Genomic DNA, 18,165 nt, shown 5'->3' with positions numbered 1-18,165 from the left:
GCAGGCACCTGGAGGTTCCTACGACGCGGCCGCGGGTGGGGAGCCGTGCTCAGTGGGCGCCGGTGCCGGTCAGGGACCTGACCTCCAGCTCGGCGTACTTCTTGACGTCCGGCTCCTCCTTGGACAGGACCGTGCCGAGCCAGCCCATGAGGAAGCCGAAGGGGATGGAGATGATGCCCGGGTTCTTCAGCGGGAACCAGGCGAAGTCGACGTCGGGGAACATCGCCTTGGGGTCGCCGGAGACGACGGGCGAGAACAGCACCAGGCCGACGGCGACGATCAGGCCGCCGTAGATCGACCACAGCGCGCCCTGGGTGGTGAACCGCTTCCAGAACAGGCTGTAGAGGATCGTCGGCAGGTTGGCGGAGGCCGCGACCGCGAAGGCGAGCGCGACCAGGCCGGCCACGTTCAGGTCGCGGGCGAGGGCGCCGAGGCCGATGGAGACGATGCCGATGAAGACGGTCGCCCAGCGGGCCGCGCGGACCTCCTCGGCGCCGGAGGCCTTCCCCCTGCGGATGACGTTGGCGTAGATGTCGTGCGCGAAGGAGGACGACGAGGCGAGGGTGAGGCCGGCGACCACGGCGAGGATCGTGGCGAAGGCCACCGCCGAGATCGTGGCGAGCAGGATCGCGCCCCAGGCCGAGTCGACGCCGCCCAGGTGCAGGGCGAGCAGCGGGGCCGCCGTGTTGCCGGACGGGTTGGAGGCGATGATCTCGTCCTGGGAGATCAGCGCGGCGGCGCCGAAACCGAGGGCGATGGTCATCAGGTAGAAGGCGCCGATGATGCCGATCGCCCAGTTCACGGACTTACGGGCGGCCTTGGCGTTGGGCACGGTGTAGAAGCGGATCAGGATGTGCGGCAGGCCGGCGGTGCCGAGGACCAGGGCGATGCCGAGGGAGATGAAGTCCAGCTTGGAGGTGCCGGTCGCGCCGTACTGGAGGCCGGGCTCCAGGAAGGCGGCGCCCTTGCCGCTGTTCTCGGCGGCCGTGCCGAGCAGGTCGGAGATGTTGAAGTTGAACTTCAGCAGCACCAGGAAGGTGATCAGGAGCGTGCCGCCGATCAGCAGCACGGCCTTGACCATCTGGACCCAGGTGGTGCCCTTCATGCCGCCGATGGAGACGTAGACGATCATCAGGAGGCCGACGAGGGCGACGATGAGGATCTTGCCGGCGTCGGAGGTGATGCCGAGCAGCAGCGAGACGAGGACGCCCGCGCCGGCCATCTGGGCCAGCAGGTAGAAGATCGACACGACGATCGTGGAGGTGCCGGCGGCGGTGCGGACCGGGCGCTGGCGCATGCGGTACGCGAGCACGTCGCCCATGGTGTAGCGGCCGGAGTTCCGCAAGGGTTCGGCCACCAGCAGCAGCGCGACCAGCCAGGCGACCAGGAAGCCGATGGAGTACAGGAAGCCGTCGTAGCCGAAGATGGCGATCGCGCCCGCGATGCCGAGGAACGAGGCGGCGGACATGTAGTCGCCGGAGACGGCGAGGCCGTTCTGGAAGGCGCTGAACTGGCGGCCGCCCGCGTAGAAGTCGGCGGCGTCCTTGGTCTGGCGGCCCGCCCAGATGGTGATGCCGAGGGTGGCCAGGACGAACAGCGCGAACAGGGTGATGATCAGCGGGCGGTGCTCGCTGGCCTCGTTCGCGGCGATAAGGGTCTGCGTTGCGGGGCTCATGCGCCGCCCTCCATCCGGGACTTGATGGCCTCGGCCTTGGGGTCGAGCTTCGCGGCGGCGTGCTTCGAGTACCACCAGGCAATGAGGAACGTGGTAATGAACTGGGCGACGCCGAGGACGAAGGCGATGTTGATGTTGCCGAACAGCTTGGTGCCCATGAAGCCGCCCGCGTAGTTCGACAGCAGGACGTACAGCAGGTACCAGGCGATGAAGGCGACGGTCAGCGGAAAGGCGAAGGAGCGGTAGGAGCGGCGCAGTTCACCGAACTCCGCGCTCTCCTGCACCTCGCTGAACTCCTCGGGTGAGGGGAGTTTGTGTTGCTCTTTCGAGGGGGGCGGTGCGTCGGTGGCCACGGAGTCTCCTCGTAGTGACGGAAGCGGTAGGTACGGGGACGGAGGCGAGTGTCCTCGCGCTCCCTGTCCAACGTCACGGCGGCACGCGAGGAGCGGTTCAACCGCGTCGCGTTCTTTCCGAAGTCGTTTCGACAAAACGTTGCTGGCCAGCGAGAGCCCGGGATAGCTTCGCCCTGCACCACCTCGTCATGTACCTGCCCGAGCACCACCTGTGCCTCGGGCCGGTTTCGTTTCCGGAGGATGTGGAGACCCCATGTCTCATCTGCGTTCCAGACGCCGGCTCGCCCTCGCCGTGCCCGTCGTGCTGTCGCTGACCGCTTCGCTGGGCTTCCTGCCCGCCGCCGCCTCGGCGGCCCCGCAGGCGGAGCCGGCCACCCGGTCGGCCGACGCGCCGAAGCTGGCGTACGTCGTCAACACCAAGGTCGACCGGCACACGATCGCGTCGGTGAAGAAGGCGATCGGGAAGGCCGGCGGCTCGGTCGTGACCACGTACGAGCGGATCGGCGTGATCGTCGTCCACTCCTCGAACGCCGACTTCGCCAAGACCATCCGCACGGCCCGCGGGGTCCAGTCGGCGGGTGCGACACGGACGGCGCCGCTGACGGCCGCGGGGACGAAGGAGGAGGGGGCGGCGGAGTACCTGACCGCCGCGCAGGCGAAGCGGACCGAGGCCGCCTCGGCGCAGACGCCCGAGAGCGAGCCCCTCGAAGCGGACCAGTGGGACCTGCGCGCGATCGGCGCCGACCGGGCCGCGCAGATCAACCCGGGCAGCCGCAAGGTGACCGTCGCCGTGATCGACACCGGCGTGGACGACACCCACCCCGACATCGCCCCGAACTTCTCCGCCTCCCAGTCCGCCAACTGCGCCGGCGGCAAGCCCGACACCAGCGAGGGCGCCTGGCGGCCGTACACCCCGGAGGACTACCACGGCACGCACGTGGCCGGTGAGATCGCCGCCGCGCGCAACGGAATCGGCGTGGCGGGCGTCGCTCCTGGTGTGAAGGTGTCCAGCATCAACGTGACCGACCGGGCGAGCGGCCTCTTCTACCCGGAGAGCGTCGTCTGCGCGTTCGTGTTCGCCGCCGACCACGGTGTCGAGATCACGAACAACAGCTACTACGTCGACCCGTGGCTCTACAACTGCATGGACGACCCGGACCAGCGGGCGGTCGTCACCGCGGTCAACCGGGCGCAGCTGTACGCGCAGAAGAAGGGCACGCTCAACGTCGCCGCAGCGGGCAACTCCAACCACGACCTGGACGCGGACGCGATCGTCGACGACTCCAGCCCGAACGACACCACGCCCGTCGAGCGCACCATCGACCCGCACGAGTGCTTCGACATCCCGACCCAGCTGCCGGGTGTCGTCACGGTCAGCTCGACCGGCGTCAACAGCGTCAAGTCGTACTTCTCGACGTACGGCAAGGGCGTCGTCGACGTAGCCGCCCCGGGTGGTGACCGCCGCTACCAGATACCGGACACGCCGTCCAAGGACGGCCGCATCCTGTCCACCATGCCGAACGGCGCGTGGGCCTTCCTCCAGGGCACCTCGATGGCCTCCCCGCACGCCTCCGGTGTCGCCGCGCTGCTGAAGTCCAAGCACCCCTGGGCGTCTCCGGCCCAGCTCCAGGCGATGCTGAAGGCGCAGGCCGACCGGACCGCCTGCCCCGAGTCCTACGACCAGGACGGCGACGGCACGCAGGACGCGGTGTGCGAGGGCGGCAAGCGCGTCAACGGCTTCTACGGCCACGGCATCGTCAACGCGCTGCGCGCGGTCAAGTGACCGCGCCTTCACGACTTTCCGCACAGCCCGCTCGTACCGCGAACGAACTGGAGACAGCATGACAGCGCCGCACGCGCGCTACCGCCGCGCCGCCGCGATCCCGGCCGGGATGGCCATGGCCACGGCCCTCGCGTTCCTGCCGAACACCGCGGCCACGGCCGCCGAGGACGCCCCGGCCCCGGCCCCCGCAGCGGCCCCGGCCGACGCGACCTCCCTCAGCTACGTCGTCAACGTCAAGCCGGGACACGGCACTTCGGCGTACGTGAAGAAGGCCGTCGCCAAGGCCGGCGGCACGATCGTGACGTCGTACGACCAGATCGGCGTCATCGTCGTCCACTCCTCGAACCCGGACTTCGCCAAGAGCATCCGCACGGTGCGCGGCGTGGAGTCGGCCGGCGCCACCCGCACCGCGCCGCTGCCCGCGGCGTCGACGGGCGACCTGGGCGCGCCGAAGGTGCTGAGCGCGGCCGAGGTCGCGAAGGCTGAGGCGGCGGCCGGGCAGGACCCGCTGGAGTCCCTGCAGTGGGATCTGCCCGCCATCAAGGCGGACAAGGCGCACGAGAAGTCGCTGGGCAGCAAGGACGTCACGGTCGCCGTGATCGACACCGGCGTCGACGACACCCACCCGGACATCGCGCCCAACTTCGACCGCGGCGCGTCGGTCAACTGCGTGACGGGCAAGCCGGACACCTCCGACGGGGCCTGGCGGCCGGGCGCGTCGGAGAGCCCGCACGGCACGCACGTGGCGGGTGAGATCGCCGCCGCCAAGAACGGCGTCGGCATGACGGGTGTCGCGCCCGGCGTGAAGGTCTCCGGCATCAAGGTGTCCACCACGGCCGGCTTCTTCTACACGGAGGCCGTGGTCTGCGGCTTCGTGTGGGCGGCCGAGCACGGGGTCGACGTGACGAACAACAGCTATTACACCGACCCCTGGTACTTCAACTGCAAGAACGACCCGGACCAGAAGGCGCTCGTGGAGGCCGTCACGCGCGCCTCGCGGTACGCGGAGAAGAAGGGCGCGGTCAACGTCGCGGCGGCCGGCAACGAGAACTACGACCTCGCGTCCGACGAGATCGCCGACCCGTCGTCCCCGAACGACACCACGCCGGGCGAGCGGGTCGTCGACCCGTCCGAGTGCCTCGACATCCCGACCCAGCTGCCGGGTGTCGTCACGGTCGCCTCGACGGGCGCGAAGGGCATCAAGTCGTCCTTCTCCAACTACGGTCTGGGCGTGGCCGACATAGCCGCGCCGGGCGGCGACTCGACGGCGTACCAGAAGCCGGAGGCGCCGGCCACGAGCGGCCTCATCCTGGGCACGCTGCCGGGCGGCAAGTGGGGCTACATGGCCGGTACGTCGATGGCGTCCCCGCACGTCGCGGGCGTCGCCGCGCTCATCAAGTCGACGCACCCGTACGCCTCCCCGGCCCTGGTGAAGGCCCTGCTGTACGCGCAGGCCGACGCCACGCCGTGCACGGACCCGTACGACATCGACGCCGACGGCAAGATCGACGTGGTGTGCGAGGGCTCGAAGAACCGCAACGGCTTCTACGGCTGGGGCATCACGGACGCGCTGGACGCGGTGACCAAGTAGAACTGATGTGAAGACGATCCGGGCCGGGCGGGAACACCTGCCCGGCCCGCTTCGTGCCTGCGGCAGGATTGTTCTTCTGACTTGCCCGGCCCTGTGGAGGTGGTGAAGATCCTGGGGTGACCTTGACAGGATCTTCACCCGGAGTGGCCGAGGCGAAGGGGCGTGCCGGTGCGGGCCGGGCCGCCGCCGTCCTGGTGCTGGTGGCACTGGCCGCGCTGATCCCGCTGCTCGGCCCGTCCGTCGCGCTGGACGGGACCGGGGAGGCGGAAGCGCCCGGCGCCGGGGGCATAGCCCTGCTGCGTACGGTGCTGTTCGCGGCGCTGTGCATACCGGTCGGCGAGCTGTTCGTGAACCGGCTGGCGCGGTCCGTACCGGGCGCGGAGATCGGGCCTTCGGGCGTGCCCCCGAGTTGGTCGCCCTTCGCGGCCACCGCCGGTTTCGTCGCCGCTCTGGGGCTCGCCTCGGTCGTGGCCACGGGCAATCTCGTCCCTGACGGCCTGTCGGACATCGACGTCGGCGGGCTCTACGCCTCCCGGGACGGCAAGCTCGCCCTGCTGGAGGTCAACGCGTTCCTCGTGGCGGGGCTGTGCGCCATGTCGCGCCGGCCGGCCACGCAGGTGTGGCCGCTGGCCGCCGTGATCGTCGCCGAGGCCCTGCGCGCGCACCCCGCGCCCGAGCACGCCCCGCTGACCGGCTCCGCGCTGACGCTCGTCCACCTGACCTGCGCTGCGCTGTGGGCGGGCGGGCTGCTGCACGCCTTGCGCATCCTGCGGCTGTGGCACGGCCGGCAGGGCACGGAGGCGGGTGCGGCCCTGCTGGGCCTCTACGCGCGCGTGGCGGCCGTGCTGCTGGCCGCCATCACCGCGACGGGCGTGGGGAGTTCACTGCGCCGGATGCCGCCGGAGACGGTCCTGGAGCAGCTCACGGCGACGGCGTACGGGCGCGCCCTGCTCGCCAAGGTGCTCCTCGCGATCGCCGTGGCCGCGCTCGCCCTGTGGGCGCGGCGCCGCCTGCGCCGGGCGGCCGATCCGCTGACGGCCTGCGCGCCGGCCCGGGCGGAGGTCGTCGTCCTGGGCCTGGTGGTCGCGGTGTCCGGGCTGCTGACGGCGCTGCCGGTGCCCATCCGCTGGTGACACCGGCGGGGCTCAGACGGCCCGCATCTCGCCGTACGTCGCGGCCGGTGCCCTGCGCGCGTTGAGCGCCCCGAGCGTTCCCCCGGCCAGCAGGGCCTGCGCGGCGATGTACGTGAGCATGACCCAGAAGTCGGGGGCGGGCGGCTGCGGCCAGTCGGCGACGCCGGTCGCGATGAGCGTGTCGGAGAGCAGGAAGAGCGCGCCGCCGAGTCCGGTGAAGAGGCCGAGCCGGGTGGCGGCCCGGTACGCCATGGCCGTGAGCAGGAGGCTGTACCCGGCGACGGGCACGCGCAGGTCCGCGGGCAGATCCGGCCACAGCAGCGCGACGGTCGCGGCGAGGGCGGTGGCGTAGCCGAGGGCGAGCAGGCCCGCACGCGCGCGTGGGACCGCGTTCCGGCTGCCGTACGTCCCGAAGAGGACGAGGTAGCAGACGTGTCCCGCCGCGAAGCTGCCCATGCCGGCGAGGAAGGCCGGTTCGGCGTCGGACAACAGCAGGACATCTCCGCCCCAGCCGAACAGCAGGGCGGCGAGCAGCGGCCGGGGCGCCCGGCGCAGGGCGGCCCACAGGGCCAGGAGCGGCATCAGCAGGGGCTTGGCGACGACGTGCCCGGCGTCGAAACCGAGCGCGAGGCTGACGAGGTCGGCGGCGCCGGCGAGCCCGAAGGCGGCGAGGAGGAGGCGCGAGGGGGTCACGCCGGTGCGCTCTTCCCGACGTCTGTGCCATTCCCGACCCGCGTGCTCCCGGCGTCTGCGCCTTTGCCGACCCGCGTGCTCCCGGCGTCTGCGCCTTTGCCGACCCGCGTGCTCCCGGCGTCTGGGCCCTTCCCGACCCGCGTGCTCTGGCCGGCGTCTGGGCCCTTCCCGACCCGCGCGCTCTCGCCTGCGGCTGCGCTCTTCCCGACCCGCGCGCTCTCGCCTGCGGGCGCGCTCTTGTCCGCCTGCGTGCTCTCGCCGACGGACGTGCTCTCCCCCACCCGCGCGCTCTCGCCGACCGACGCGCCCTTCCCCACCCGCGCGCTCTCGCCGACCGGCGATGAGGCCGTGTCCTGAGTCTCGGCCGAGCCCGCAGCAGGGGCCTTAGCCGCGGCTGTCACTGTGGCCGGGTCCGTAACCGTAATCGTTGCCGTAGCTGTTGCCGTAGCTGTTGCCGTCGCCGTAGCTGCTGCCGTAGCCGGAGGCGCCGCCGTACCCGACCCGGCGGTCGGCGCCGGAGCCTGCGCCCGCGCAGGCCCCCACCCCGGCCCCCGGAACACCCGCCCCGCGCGCTCGCTCCAACTGCGCGCCGCCCTCAGGTCCTTGGCGATCGCCACGTACTCGTGTGTCGCCACCTTCAGCAGGTTGTACGTGTCGATGTTCTTGGTCAGTCCGTACCGGGGCCGCTCGGTCTCGGCGACGAACGAGCCGAACAGCCGGTCCCAGACGATGAGGATGCCGCCGAAGTTGCGGTCGAGGTAACCACCCTGGGAGGCGTGGTGGACCCGGTGGTGCGAGGGGGTGTTGAAGACGAACTCGAACCAGCGGGGCATCCTGTCGATCCGCTCCGTGTGGATCCAGAACTGGTAGACGAGGTTCGCGGAGGAGCAGAACGCGAGCGCGGCGGGGTGCACCCCGGCGGCGATGAGGGGCACGTAGAACGGCCACACGGTCAGGGACGTCCAGGGCTGGCGCAGCGCGGTGGTGAAGTTGAACTTCCGGCTGGAGTGGTGGACGACGTGGCAGGCCCACAGGATGCGGACGACGTGGTGGCCGCGGTGGGACCAGTAGTAGAAGAAGTCCTGCGCGAGCAGCATCAGCGGGACCGTCCACCACAGGACGGGAACGCGCAGGGGCGTGAGTTCGTAGAGGGCCGTGTAGACGGCGACGATCGGGATCTTCCACAGGAAGTCGAAGACGAGGCTGCCGAGCCCCATGCCGATGCTCGTCGCGGCGTCCTTCGCCTCGTAGCCCGCCGCCTCCTCGTCGGGGTGGAGGCGGTAGCTCACCATCTCGACCACGGTGAGCAGCACAAACGCGGGTATCGACCACAGCACGACATCGGGCAGGTTCGGCATGCCTGCACCGTAGGACCGCCGCCCGGCCCCCACCAGACGTTGTTACCCACAAGTATTACCGACGGTACGCGCTTGCTTCTTGGCGATCTCCACCAATACGGAGTGCCGGACATCGCTCGGACGTACGACTCGCGAACGGACAGACCGGACAACACGCCTGAGGGAGTGTCGGAAGAACGGGCCGGACGCACCTGGCGGACGGCGGTGTCAGTCCCGGCCCGTATCCTCAGGGACCATGCTGGAAGACCTGACGACCGCCGCCCTCTCTCCCACGTCGTGGCCGACCGCGTATCCCAAGGGGTACGCGGTCGTTGACGTGGAGACCACGGGCCTGGCCCGGGACGACCGCATCATCTCCGCGGCCGTGTACCGGCTGGACGCGCGCGGCGAGGTCGAGGACCACTGGTACACGATGGTCAACCCGGAGCGCGACCCGGGCCCGGTGTGGATCCACGGGCTGACGAGCGAGGCGCTGGAGGGCGCGCCCCTCTTCCAGGACATCGCCGAGGAGTTCACGGCCCGGCTGGCGGGGCGGGTGCTCGTCGCGCACAACGCCGTCTTCGACTGGCAGATGATCGCCCGGGAGTACGCGCGCGCGCAGCGCGAGGCGCCGGTGCGGCAGCGGCTGTGCACCATCGCGCTCTCCAAGGAGCTCGGGCTTCCGCTGCCCAACCACAAGCTGGAGTCCCTCGCCGCGCACTTCGGCGTGGTCCAGCGGCGGGCGCACCACGCGCTGGACGACGCGCGCGTGCTGGCGGAGGCGTTCCGGCCGAGCCTGAAGGCCGCGGCGGCGAGCGGCGTACGGCTGCCGCTCCACGAGTGCCGGCCGCTGACCGAGTGGTCGGACCGCCCCGCCTCGCCCCGCATCGGGCAGCAGGCAGGCTACGGCGGGTACCGGCCGGGCAGTTGGCGCCCCTCGCGGAAGCGGCCCGCCTGCCCCTACCCCAACCCGGGGCGCTATCAGCCGGGCGGGCGACTCAAGCAGGGCATGCGGGTCGCCTTCTCGGGTGACACATCGGTCGAGCGGGACCTGCTGGAGGACCGCGCCACCGAGGCCGGGCTGCACGTGGCGACGAGCCTGTCCCGGCTGACCAGCCTGCTCGTCACGAACGACCCGGACTCGGGCACGTCCAAGGTGGTCAAGGCCCGCCAGTTCGGCACGCCGGTCGTGGACGAGGCGGCGTTCGGGCAACTCCTCGCGGACGTGGAGCCGGCGTCGGAGGGGTGACCGGACGCCGAGGGGCGGCCGACCGTACGGACGGGTGATTGCCGGGCGACTCGCCCGGCGCCCGCTCGCCCCCACCGCGGGGACGGCTCACCCTGTGGCGCATGGCGACATGTGAGGTTTGCGGCAATCATTATGGAATGACCTTCGAGGTGCATGCGGCGGGCGCTGTACACGTGTTCGACTGCTTCGCCTGCGCGATCCACCGTATGGCCCCGATCTGCGAGCACTGCCGCGTGCAGATCCTCGGCCAGGGCGTCGAGGCCGACGGCCACTGGTACTGCGGCGCCCACTGCGCCCGCGCGGAGGGAAAGGTGGGAATTGTCGACAAGGTCTGAACCCGTACCCGCCTGAATGCACCCCACGACCGAGTTGTACGGTCGTGGGGTGTACCGCTTCCTGATGTCCCGGCAGTGGGTGATCCTCACGTTGATCGCCCTGCTTCTCATCCCCACGATGATCAGGCTGGGCATCTGGCAGATGCACCGCTACGAGGAGCGCACCGCCCGGAACCAGCTGGTCACCGACGCGCTGGCCGCCAAGCCGGTGCCGGTGGAGCAGCTGACCGCGCCCGGGCACACCGTGACCAGCGCCGAGCGGTACCGGACCGTGACCGCGAAGGGCCGGTTCGACACCGAGGACGAGGTCGTCGTCCGCCGCCGCACCAACTCCGACGACGAGGTCGGCTACCACGTCCTGACCCCGTTCGTCCTCGACGACGGCAAGGTGCTGCTGGTCAACCGGGGCTGGATCCCCTCGGACGGCCCGAGCCAGACCACGTTCCCCAAGGTCCCCGCACCGCCGCGCGGCGAGGTCACCGTCCAGGGACGGCTGATGCCGAGCGAGACGACCGCGGCGAGCGGTATCAAGGACCTCAAGGGCCTGCCGGACCGGCAGATCATGCTGATCAACAGCGAGCAGGAGGCACGCCGCCTCGACGCCCGGGTGCTCGGCGGCTACATCGCCCAGACGGCCCCTGAGCCCAAGGGCGACACGCCCGAGCTGCTGGGCGACCCCGGCAAGGAGGACGCGGCGCTGAACTACGCGTACGCGGTCCAGTGGTGGCTGTTCTCCGCCGCCGTCCCGGTCGGCTGGGTGATCCTGGCCCGCCGCGAGGCCCGGGAGCGGGCGCAGGCGGCGGCCGGGCAGAAGGACACCAGCGAGGCGGAACCGGCGGCGGTCTGACCACCGCGGCGCCAGCGGCTCGCCCGGCCCGTCGATGCGGGCCTCGACGTAGAGCGCGGATGGTCCAAGCCGTCGACGTTCATCCCGGCCTACGGCGCCTTGGAGAGCGGCAGCGAGCCCGGGGCCCTGACCGCCCGCGCGCAGACCACCGCGGCGTTGCCGAGCACGGGGGCGACCGGCGATGACGCATGGAGACGCCATCCGTCGCGCGGCACCGGTCCGGACCGCACCGGCCACGGCCGCGCCGAGCAGGAACTGTGCGAGGCGCTCCACGCAACTGGCCGGCCGGGTGCTTCCCGACCCCGACGCGTACCGCGCGGCGCGCGGCGAGTGGCCGCGGCGCGCACGCCGACGGCGGCTCGTGCCGACCGTGCTGATCACCGTCGTCTTCACGCCGGCCGTGCTGATCGGCCCATGGGTGCTCGACCAGGCCCTGCCGCCGGATGCGCCCGGGCACCGGTGCCCGGCCGCCGACGGCATGTCACTCCCGCGGCCCCTGCCCGGATTGCCGCCCCGACTTGCCGGGAACCCGCACTCCGTGCACCCCAGCATCGAGGACTACGCACTCATCGGCGACGAGCAGACCGCGGCCCTGGTCGGCACGGACGGATCCGTCGACTGGCTGTGCCTGCCCCGCTTCGACTCGGCCGCCTGCTTCGCCAAGCTGCTCGGTGACGAGGACAACGGCTACTGGCGCATCGCCCCGGTGGGGGCGGACCGGTGCACCCGGCGCGCCTACCGCCGCGACACCCTCGTCCTGGACACCGAGTGGGAGACCGGCCAGGGGGCGGTCCGCGTCACCGACCTGATGCCCCAGCGCGACCGCGCCCCCGATCTCGTACGCGTCGTCGAGGGCCTCGACGGCGAGGTGACGCTCCACAGCGTCCTCAAGCTGCGCTTCGACTACGGCTCGATCGTGCCGTGGGTGCGCCGGTCCGACGGCCACCGCGTCGCCGTCGCCGGTCCGGACTCGACATGGCTGCGCAGCGAGCCGAAGGTGCGCAGCTGGGGCGAGGACTTCGGCACGCACGCGGAGTTCACGGTCCGGAAGGGGGAGAAAGTCGCGTTCGTCCTGACCTGGCACCCCTCCCACGAGCCGCGCCCGCCGCTCGTCGACCCCTTCGAAGCCCTGCGCCACAGCGTCGAGGACTGGCGGGCCTGGGCGTCGCGCTGCCGCTACGACGGACCGTACCGGGACGCCGTCGTCCGCTCCCTGATCACCCTCAAGGCGCTCACCTACGCCCCGACCGGCGGTATCGTCGCCGCCGCCACGACCTCCCTGCCCGAGGAGCCGGGCGGGGTGCGCAACTGGGACTACCGCTACTGCTGGCTGCGCGACTCCACCCTCACGCTGGGCGCGCTGCTGGCGGCGGGCTACCAGGAGGAGGCCGAGGCCTGGCGCAACTGGCTGCTGCGCGCGGTCGCGGGCGACCCGGCGGACCTGCAGATCATGTACGGCCTGGCGGGCGAGCGGCGGCTGCCGGAGTTCGAGCTGCCGTGGCTGTCCGGCTTCGACGAGTCCACGCCCGTCCGCATCGGCAACGACGCCGTGAACCAGCTCCAGCTGGACGTCTACGGCGAGGTCATGGACTCCCTGTCGCTGGCCCGCGAGTCGGGCCTGTCCCCGCAGCCGGACGTGTGGGCGCTCCAGACGGCCCTGCTGGACTTCCTGCGCACGCACTGGCGGCAGCCGGACGAGGGACTGTGGGAGGTGCGCGGCGGCCGGCGCCAGTTCGTGCACTCCAAGGTGATGGTGTGGGTCGCTGCCGACCGTGCCGTGCGCACCCTGGAGCGCCATCCGGAGCTGGACGGCGACCTGGACGGCTGGCGCGCGTTGCGCGAGGAGGTGCACCGCGAGGTGTGCGAGAAGGGCTACGACCCGGAACGCAACACCTTCACGCAGTCCTACGGCTCGCGCGAACTGGACGCCGCGCTGCTGCTCATCCCGCGCGTGGGGTTCCTGCCGCCCGACGATCCGCGGGTGATCGGCACGATCGACGCGGTCCGCAAGGAGCTGGACCATGGCGGCTTGCTGCGCCGCTACAGCACCACCGACTCGGACGACGTCGACGTCGACGTCGACGGACTGCCCGGCAGCGAGGGCACCTTCGTGGTGTGCTCGTTCTGGCTGGCGGACGCCCTGCACATGACGGGCCGTACGAAGGAGGCCCGGGAGCTGTTCGAGCGGCTGGTGGGGCTCGCCAACGACGTCGGTCTGCTCTCCGAGGAGTTCGACCCGGTGACGGGCCGGCAGCTCGGCAACTTCCCGCAGGCGTTCAGCCACATCGGCCTGGTGAACACCGCCCTCGCCCTGTTCGGGCAGGACGGGGCAGGATAGGGACCATGGATCTTGGACTGAAGGACCGGGTGTACGTCGTCACGGGGGCCACGCGGGGCCTCGGCAACGCCTCCGCGCGTGAGCTCGTCGCGGACGGGGCGAAGGTGGTCGTCTCGGGGCGGGACGGCAAGAGCGTCGCCGACGCGGCGGCCGCGCTGGGCCCGAACGCGGTCGGGGTGGCCGTCGACAACGCCGATCCCGGGGCACCGGCCCGGCTGGTCGGGGCCGCGCGGGAGCACTTCGGCCGCCTCGACGGTGTCCTGGTCAGCGTGGGCGGGCCGCCCGCCGGGTTCGTCGCGGACAACACGGACGAGCAGTGGCAGGCGGCGTTCGAGTCGGTGTTCCTCGGTGCGGTGCGGCTGGCTCGCGCCGCGGCCGCCGAGTTGGAGGCCGGGGGTGTCATCGGGTTCGTGCTGTCCGGGTCGGTGTACGAGCCGATCCCGGGGCTGACGATCTCGAACGGGCTGCGGCCGGGGCTGGCCGGGTTCGCCAAGTCGCTCTCCGACGAGCTGGGGCCGCGGGGCGTTCGGGTGGTGGGTGTGCTGCCCGGGCGGATCGACACGGATCGCGTGCGCGAGCTGGATGCGTTGTCGGCGGATCCCGAGGCGACCAGGGCGGCTTCGGAGTCGCAGATTCCGTTGCGGCGGTACGGGGCGCCGGAGGAGTTCGGGCGCGTCGCGGCGTTCTTGTTGTCGCCGGCTGCTTCTTATCTGACGGGTGTGATGGTTCCCGTCGACGGAGGAGCACGGCACGGGTTCTGAGGGTGCCGGCTGAGGACGTTCAACTCACCCTTTCCGCATGGTGCCGGACGCCTCTCAGTCGTACCTCCGCCGGAAGCGACGCCAGGCCCGCCGACGTTCTGGCGTGGGTCAGGGCACCGGTCGTGAAGTCGTTCAACGCGGCCCCGGGATCCACCTGCGGCTCCAGTGCGAGGCGTACGTGGGCCTCGGGGGCGCTGCGGCGGCCGGTCAGGTGGGCGTGGGAGCGGTCGACGCCGTCGATGCGACCGGCCTCCTCGGTGAGGACGTTCTCCAGGGCCCGGCCGCGCACGAGCGCGCCCTCGCCGTCGCCGGTGTCGACGAGGACCTCGGCGAGGCGGCGCCGGCGCAGCACCGAGACGAGCCACCACAGGGCGAGCAGGAGGAGGACGGCGAGCACGGCGATGACGACGGGCCACCACCAGCCGTCGTCACGCCAGCGGGTGCGTTCGGCTTCGCTGAGCAGCACGTCGTGCCGGTCGTGGTGGATCCACCACGAGGGCGCCGGGGCGCCGAGGCCGACGGCCAGCACGGAGCCGCCCAGCACCAGCAGGACCAGGCCCACCAGCCCGAGGAACACGCGGTTGACGACCCTGAGCACCGTCCTCACCCCTTCCTGCCGGGCCGCCGGACGCGCACCGACAGCGAGGGCGGCCGGGACAGTCCCAGTCCGCTGACCGCGTCGGCGAGCACGGCGTCCAGTTCGGTTCGTACGTCGTCCAGGTCACGGAAGTGGGACAGGGCGCGGACGTCCGCCCGGCGCCGGCGCACCCGTACCCGCACCGACTGCACGCCGGCCACCTCCATCGCCCGGTCGCGCAGCGCGGTCGCGGCGGCGTCCCGGTCCAGTCCCGCGCGGACGTCGGCGTGCGTCCGGCGCATCGGGAGCACGTGCCGCAGGCCGGGTGTGGCGGCCAGGAACAGCAGCCAGAGCCCGAGGGCGGCGGCGACCCCGGCCCCGATGAGCACCCAGATGTCGTCCAGGGGCCGTTCGGCGAGCTGCCGGGCCAGCTCCCGGCGCCAGTGCATGCCGGGCCGGTCGGCGCGCACGGCGACGATGTCGTAGAGGAACAGCCCGGCCAGAGCCAGGAGCACCAGGGCGACGAGGGCCGCGGAGATGCGGCGCGCCGACCAGAAGCGGCCCGCGCGTCCGCCCTCGCCGTCGAGCACGGACGGCGGCCCGTCCGACGACGCCGACCGGTCGGGTGCGTTGGGGGCACCCGGCTTCTCCAGGACCGGCAGGCGCTGTGTGGTGCCCTCGGCCTCGGACGGTTCCCTGTCCTGGGGTTCGCTCATCGCGTCCTCCCCTGTACCGCGCCGGGCTCCGCGACCAGGTGCAGCCGCTCCACCTGGACGACGACCTCCGGCACCTGCATGCCCGCCAGGGCACTCACCCGCTCGGCGACCTGGCGACGCACCCGGCGGCAGCGGTCGCCGATGTCGCAGGGGTAGTCGAGTTCGACGTGGACGCGGACGTGGGCCACGTGGTGGTGGACGACGACCGAGGCGGACGGCCGGCCGGCGTCGGGCGGCAGCGTCCCGACGGCCTCGCGGGCCGCCTGGGAGGCGATCTTCGCGACGACCCGGTCGGCGATCCGGGTCGCGCCGCGCTCCCCCGGCGGGACGACCGCCAGAGGTCTGTCGAGTTCACCGGCCCCCGCGCTCACGGGCGTCACCGCCGCCGTTCGCCACGAGTGCGGAAGAAGTCGCCGAAGTCCATGTCCCCCTCCAGGAACCGGCCGACGACGAAGCCGACGGCGCCCAGCGCCGCCACCAGCAGAAAGGCACCGAATCCGCCGAAATATCCGGCGAAGGCCAGCGCCATGCCGGCGATCATGCCGACCACGGCCATGCTCATGCGCTCCTCAGCTCCTCAGCCGTTGTGTTGCCCGGTGCCCTGTATCTCACTGGATCCTGCGCTCCGGTTCCTCTTCCTCTTCGTCCGGCAGCTTCACGTCGCTCACCGCGATGTTGACCTCGACGACCTCCAGGCCGGTCATCCGCTCCACGGCGGTGATGACGTTCTCTCGTACCTCCCGGGCCACGTCGGCGATCGACACGCCGTATTCGACGACGATCTCCAGGTCGAGGGCGGCCTGCACCTCGCCGACCTCGGCCTTCACACCGCGGGTCACGCCCGACTTCTGGCCGCCGGGCACGCGGTCGCGCACTGCTCCGAACGTGCGCGACAGGCCGCTGCCCATGGCGTGCACGCCGTCCACGTCGCGTGCGGCGAGCCCGGCGATCTTCTCCACGACGCCGTCCGCGATGGTCGTCCGGCCCCGGGAGCCCGGGTCTCCCCCGCCGCGCTTGGTCAGCGGACTCCGGCGTGCCGCCGGCGTCTCGGTCTCCCCGCCCCGGTTCTCGGTCATGTCAGTCATCGCCGTACGTCCTTTTCGGTTGTCGTCCTGCGACCACCGTAAGCACGGTTACGTGGTTGCGCGCCTCTGATGCGGCAGGCTGGAGGAATGACGGCCGACCGGTGGACGCGGGCAGTGAGACATCAGCTGGGCTTCGGCAGGCTTCTGCCGCTGGGTGACGCGCGGGACGGCGCGTGGATCGCCGAGCAGGCGGCAAAGGCGCTGCTGCGGCGCGCGGCAAGGGACGCTCCGGGCGTGCGCGTCGACGCGCTGCGTATCGCGCTGGCCGATCCGGCGGAGGTCCTGGAGCCGGCCGTGCCCCCGCCGCCGAGCGCCCTGCCGCCCGGTCCGCTGCGGGTGACGGCCGAGTTCGCGGCCACGGCCTCGGAGCCGCTGCCGACGACGGCGTCCCTGCTGCGGGCGACCTTGGCGACCGCCGCGACGCAGCGGATCGGTCTGACGGTGCGGGAGGTGGATCTGCGCGTGACGGGGCTGCTGGACGAGGAGTCGGAACCCGGGCCCGCGGTACGTCTTCCCGAGCCGCCCCGGGCCGCGCCCATGGAGGAGGGCGACGAGGGCCGGGTGGCGGCGATCGCCCTCGGGGTGCCGGGCGTGCTCCATCTGACCGGCGCGATGGGCCATCCGGTGCATATCGAGGAACGCCCGGGCGGCGGCGCGCTGCCCCACCGCCACGTCCGGGTGGAACTGGCGGTGGGCGCGGACCACCGGGTCCGGGACGTGGCCCGCGCGGTCCGCACAGCGGTCAGGACGTCACTGTCGGACCACCCGACGGTGGCGGTACTGGTGAGCGCGATCGGCTGACCGCACACGCGGCCCGGGGTTCGTCAGTCGCCGACGCCCGCGAGGTCCCGCAGCCGTCGCGCCTGGGACTGGCGTTCCGCACTGCGCTGGGCCTCGTAGGTGCGGTCCTGTGCGCCGCGCAGCAGGGCCTTGGTCTCGATGACGGCGTCGCGGGGCGCGGCGAGGACGGCCGCCGTGAGGTCGCGGACCGCGTCGTCGAGCTGGCCGGCGGGCACGGCGAGGTTGGCCAGGCCGGTGCTGACGGCCTCCTCGGCCGTGACGAAGCGCCCGGTCACGCAGATCTCCAGCGCGCGGGCGTATCCGACGAGTCCGACCAGCGGATGCGTGCCCGTCAGGTCGGGCACGAGTCCGAGGCTGGTCTCGCGCATGGCGAACTGCACGTCGTCGGCGACGACGCGCAGGTCGCAGGCGAGGGCGAGCTGGAAGCCCGCCCCGATGGCATGCCCCTGGACAGCGGCGACGGAGACGATGTCGCTGCGCCGCCACCAGGTGAACGCCTCCTGGTATTCGGCGATGGTCGCGTCCAACTCGGCGTCACCGCCCCGTGCGAGGTCGATGAACGACGGTTCCCCGTCGAAGCCCTCGGGCGTGAACGCCTGCCGGTCGAGCCCGGCCGAGAAGGACTTGCCCTCGGCCCGCAGCACCACGACGCGGACGGAGCCCGGCAGTTGCCGCCCGGCCTCGGTCAGCGCCCGCCACAGAGCGGGGCTCTGCGCGTTGCGCTTGGCCGGGTTGGTCAGCGTCACCGTGGCGATCGCGTCGTCGACGGTGAGCCGTACGCCGTCCTTGTCGAGTACGGGAACGAGGTCCTTGTCGGGCGAAGCCATGGGACGCCTCCGATGTGTGCGGTCGTCTTCGGTGCCGTGCGACGGCTGTCCCGCCGTAGCACGC

18 protein-coding genes and 1 pseudogene are annotated in these 18,165 nt (G+C 72.1%); 9 read left to right on the top strand and 10 right to left on the bottom strand.

Annotated elements, in window-relative coordinates:
* Positions 1-49 precede the first annotated feature (49 nt).
* Together IE255_RS07200 and IE255_RS07195 are read right to left on the bottom strand one after the other, a co-directional pair.
* The gene (locus IE255_RS07200) at positions 50-1,675 is read right to left on the bottom strand and encodes a monocarboxylic acid transporter (RefSeq protein WP_190049255.1); all 1,626 of its coding nucleotides are present in this window, start codon (positions 1,673-1,675) and stop codon (positions 50-52) included.
* Entirely contained in the window at positions 1,672-2,028 is a 357-nt protein-coding gene (locus IE255_RS07195) for a DUF485 domain-containing protein (protein ID WP_190049254.1), read from the bottom strand. Before IE255_RS07195 ends, IE255_RS07200 begins: the two co-directional genes overlap by 4 nt.
* A 253-nt stretch (positions 2,029-2,281) precedes the next feature.
* On the opposite strand from IE255_RS07195, the gene IE255_RS07190 reads away from it, so the two are divergent.
* The 3 genes from IE255_RS07190 (at position 2,282) to IE255_RS07180 (ending at position 6,535) form a co-directional block, all read left to right on the top strand.
* Positions 2,282-3,811, top strand: a complete 1,530-nt coding sequence (locus tag IE255_RS07190; RefSeq protein ID WP_190049253.1) for a S8 family peptidase — start codon at positions 2,282-2,284, stop codon at positions 3,809-3,811.
* Positions 3,812-3,869: 58 nt separating this feature from the next.
* Positions 3,870-5,402: a S8 family peptidase gene (locus IE255_RS07185; protein ID WP_190049252.1), complete on the top strand. Its 1,533-nt coding sequence runs from the start codon at positions 3,870-3,872 to the stop codon at positions 5,400-5,402.
* A gap of 143 nt (positions 5,403-5,545) precedes the next feature.
* Positions 5,546-6,535 carry a CopD family protein gene (locus IE255_RS07180; RefSeq protein WP_229906296.1) on the top strand — a complete coding sequence of 330 codons (990 nt, stop codon included), beginning with the start codon at positions 5,546-5,548 and terminating at the stop codon, positions 6,533-6,535.
* Positions 6,536-6,547: 12 nt separating this feature from the next.
* Here the strand turns inward: IE255_RS07180 and IE255_RS07175 are convergent, their stop codons facing one another.
* Both IE255_RS07175 and IE255_RS07170 read right to left on the bottom strand, forming a co-directional pair.
* On the bottom strand, positions 6,548-7,228 hold the full coding sequence (locus IE255_RS07175; RefSeq protein WP_190049250.1) for a lysoplasmalogenase: 681 nt from the start codon (positions 7,226-7,228) through the stop codon (positions 6,548-6,550).
* Between the two features lie 485 nt (positions 7,229-7,713).
* Positions 7,714-8,586 (bottom strand): annotated as a pseudogene (locus tag IE255_RS07170) (sterol desaturase family protein); the annotation flags it as partial.
* 235 nt (positions 8,587-8,821) lie between these two features.
* Between IE255_RS07170 and IE255_RS07165 the strand changes: the two are divergent.
* The 5 genes from IE255_RS07165 (at position 8,822) to IE255_RS07145 (ending at position 14,095) form a co-directional block, all read left to right on the top strand.
* Complete coding sequence (locus tag IE255_RS07165; protein ID WP_190049249.1) at positions 8,822-9,814, top strand: DEDDh family exonuclease; 993 nt, start codon at positions 8,822-8,824, stop codon at positions 9,812-9,814.
* Between the two features lie 101 nt (positions 9,815-9,915).
* Positions 9,916-10,149 (top strand): metallothionein, encoded by a 234-nt coding sequence (locus tag IE255_RS07160; RefSeq protein WP_190049248.1) that lies wholly within the window; start codon positions 9,916-9,918, stop codon positions 10,147-10,149.
* Between the two features lie 49 nt (positions 10,150-10,198).
* Positions 10,199-10,996, top strand: a complete 798-nt coding sequence (locus tag IE255_RS07155; RefSeq protein WP_229906295.1) for an SURF1 family cytochrome oxidase biogenesis protein — start codon at positions 10,199-10,201, stop codon at positions 10,994-10,996.
* 538 nt (positions 10,997-11,534) lie between these two features.
* Complete coding sequence (locus IE255_RS07150) at positions 11,535-13,334, top strand: glycoside hydrolase family 15 protein (protein WP_190049369.1); 1,800 nt, start codon at positions 11,535-11,537, stop codon at positions 13,332-13,334.
* A 5-nt stretch (positions 13,335-13,339) separates the two neighbouring features.
* Positions 13,340-14,095, top strand: coding sequence for an SDR family oxidoreductase (locus tag IE255_RS07145; protein ID WP_190049246.1), 756 nt, complete (start codon positions 13,340-13,342; stop codon positions 14,093-14,095).
* 19 nt (positions 14,096-14,114) lie between these two features.
* Here IE255_RS07145 and amaP read toward each other — a convergent pair whose 3' ends face one another.
* The 5 genes from amaP to IE255_RS07120 are packed head-to-tail and all read right to left on the bottom strand — an operon-like array spanning position 14,115 to position 16,473.
* Positions 14,115-14,702, bottom strand: coding sequence for an alkaline shock response membrane anchor protein AmaP (gene amaP / locus IE255_RS07140; protein ID WP_190049245.1), 588 nt, complete (start codon positions 14,700-14,702; stop codon positions 14,115-14,117).
* Positions 14,699-15,388 carry a DUF6286 domain-containing protein gene (locus IE255_RS07135; RefSeq protein ID WP_190049244.1) on the bottom strand — a complete coding sequence of 230 codons (690 nt, stop codon included), beginning with the start codon at positions 15,386-15,388 and terminating at the stop codon, positions 14,699-14,701. Before IE255_RS07135 ends, amaP begins: the two co-directional genes overlap by 4 nt.
* Entirely contained in the window at positions 15,385-15,768 is a 384-nt protein-coding gene (locus IE255_RS07130; protein WP_190049243.1) for an Asp23/Gls24 family envelope stress response protein, read from the bottom strand. The genes IE255_RS07135 and IE255_RS07130 overlap by 4 nt, the downstream gene beginning before the upstream one ends.
* Positions 15,765-15,950 carry a hypothetical protein gene (locus IE255_RS07125; protein WP_190049242.1) on the bottom strand — a complete coding sequence of 62 codons (186 nt, stop codon included), beginning with the start codon at positions 15,948-15,950 and terminating at the stop codon, positions 15,765-15,767. The genes IE255_RS07130 and IE255_RS07125 overlap by 4 nt, the downstream gene beginning before the upstream one ends.
* A gap of 46 nt (positions 15,951-15,996) precedes the next feature.
* Positions 15,997-16,473, bottom strand: coding sequence for an Asp23/Gls24 family envelope stress response protein (locus tag IE255_RS07120; RefSeq protein WP_190049241.1), 477 nt, complete (start codon positions 16,471-16,473; stop codon positions 15,997-15,999).
* Between the two features lie 87 nt (positions 16,474-16,560).
* Between IE255_RS07120 and IE255_RS07115 the strand changes: the two genes are divergently transcribed.
* Positions 16,561-17,274 (top strand): nucleopolyhedrovirus P10 family protein, encoded by a 714-nt coding sequence (locus tag IE255_RS07115; RefSeq protein ID WP_190049240.1) that lies wholly within the window; start codon positions 16,561-16,563, stop codon positions 17,272-17,274.
* Between the two features lie 23 nt (positions 17,275-17,297).
* On the opposite strand, the gene IE255_RS07110 is transcribed toward IE255_RS07115, so the two are convergent.
* Positions 17,298-18,101, bottom strand: coding sequence for an enoyl-CoA hydratase/isomerase family protein (locus IE255_RS07110; RefSeq protein WP_190049239.1), 804 nt, complete (start codon positions 18,099-18,101; stop codon positions 17,298-17,300).
* Positions 18,102-18,165: the final 64 nt, after the last annotated feature.

Source organism: Streptomyces lomondensis, assembly GCF_014651035.1.
GTDB lineage: Bacteria > Actinomycetota > Actinomycetes > Streptomycetales > Streptomycetaceae > Streptomyces > Streptomyces lomondensis.
This window is presented reverse-complemented; position numbering and strand designations above follow the sequence as displayed.

Excerpts from the sequence above, each read along its gene's own strand:
- IE255_RS07200 (WP_190049255.1), bottom strand. The coding sequence starts at position 1,675 with ATGAGCCCCGCAACGCAGACCCTTATCGCCGCGAACGAGGCCAGCGAG.
- IE255_RS07190 (WP_190049253.1), top strand. The coding sequence starts at position 2,282 with ATGTCTCATCTGCGTTCCAGACGCCGGCTCGCCCTCGCCGTGCCCGTC.
- IE255_RS07185 (WP_190049252.1), top strand. The coding sequence starts at position 3,870 with ATGACAGCGCCGCACGCGCGCTACCGCCGCGCCGCCGCGATCCCGGCC.
- IE255_RS07165 (WP_190049249.1), top strand. The coding sequence starts at position 8,822 with ATGCTGGAAGACCTGACGACCGCCGCCCTCTCTCCCACGTCGTGGCCG.
- IE255_RS07160 (WP_190049248.1), top strand. The coding sequence starts at position 9,916 with ATGGCGACATGTGAGGTTTGCGGCAATCATTATGGAATGACCTTCGAG.
- IE255_RS07145 (WP_190049246.1), top strand. The coding sequence starts at position 13,340 with ATGGATCTTGGACTGAAGGACCGGGTGTACGTCGTCACGGGGGCCACG.
- IE255_RS07135 (WP_190049244.1), bottom strand. The coding sequence starts at position 15,388 with ATGAGCGAACCCCAGGACAGGGAACCGTCCGAGGCCGAGGGCACCACA.
- IE255_RS07125 (WP_190049242.1), bottom strand. The coding sequence starts at position 15,950 with ATGAGCATGGCCGTGGTCGGCATGATCGCCGGCATGGCGCTGGCCTTC.
- IE255_RS07120 (WP_190049241.1), bottom strand. The coding sequence starts at position 16,473 with ATGACTGACATGACCGAGAACCGGGGCGGGGAGACCGAGACGCCGGCG.
- IE255_RS07115 (WP_190049240.1), top strand. The coding sequence starts at position 16,561 with ATGACGGCCGACCGGTGGACGCGGGCAGTGAGACATCAGCTGGGCTTC.
- IE255_RS07110 (WP_190049239.1), bottom strand. The coding sequence starts at position 18,101 with ATGGCTTCGCCCGACAAGGACCTCGTTCCCGTACTCGACAAGGACGGC.